This window comes from Collinsella sp. An268, assembly GCF_002159765.1.
In the GTDB taxonomy this organism is placed as follows: Bacteria; Actinomycetota; Coriobacteriia; order Coriobacteriales; family Coriobacteriaceae; genus Coprousia.
Genome location: NZ_NFJH01000025.1, coordinates 1 through 739, shown reverse-complemented (window position 1 = coordinate 739; position 739 = coordinate 1). Strand labels below are relative to the sequence as shown.

Annotated in this window: 1 protein-coding gene; it reads right to left on the bottom strand. The window is 61.7% G+C overall.

Going from position 1 to position 739, the window contains the following annotated elements; all coding sequences use genetic code 11:
- Positions 1–239 (bottom strand): hypothetical protein (locus tag B5F70_RS10440; protein WP_206383556.1); only part of this gene is annotated, 239 nt, incomplete at its 3' end.
- Positions 240–739: the final 500 nt, after the last annotated feature.

Below are 739 nucleotides of genomic sequence, written 5' to 3'. Positions count from 1 at the left end.
CCCTGCAGGGCGCGTACTCCAGGTAGCAGGCCGAGCGCGCCAGGTCCATCGCCCTCCACAGCCTGGGGGCCCCGCGGTTCGCCATGTCGTAGAAGTCGCAGGCCCTGCCAGCATACGGGGCAGCGGCGCTGCTCGCGCTTGTAGGGCCGGACGCTCACGACGATGCGCTCGGCCTCGATGCGCGCGCCCAGGACGACCGTGCGGGCCAGACCGAGGGCGAGAAGTAGTAGACTCTTCATGCGTCACACCTCTTCGGTTGTCTGAATTTGGCTTAGCAATCATAGGCGGATGACGCGGAAACGGCCCCTCCCGGGGCCGTTTCAGTTCCAGATCGTTGTTTTCGCCCGCTGAGCTGGGCCTATGCCGGAATCTCTCCCACAGAAACCACCGAAGAGCCAAAAATTATTGTTCCCGTGTAGGGCGCCTGCTATCCCTCATCAAGCTTTGTCGATCGAAGACACCTTGCAATGTTGGCACCTGGAATCCGCCATGCTTCCTCCTCGTGTCTATGTGAGTGCGATTATGCGCTCTATAGCTGGGAATATGCTCTCTTGCAATATGCTGAGCTCGATCTGCCGGCGAAAAGCGCGGCACTAAGGTGGGTAACAAGACTGTCTGATTCAACGACCGAGTTGTGTAGGAACCGTGGACGCCGGATTCCCCCTTGCGCCCGGCCCCTCGGGGTGGCAATATATCTCCTTGCCGCGCGGGCCGAACCCCACGGGGGAGGCCGCGGCGG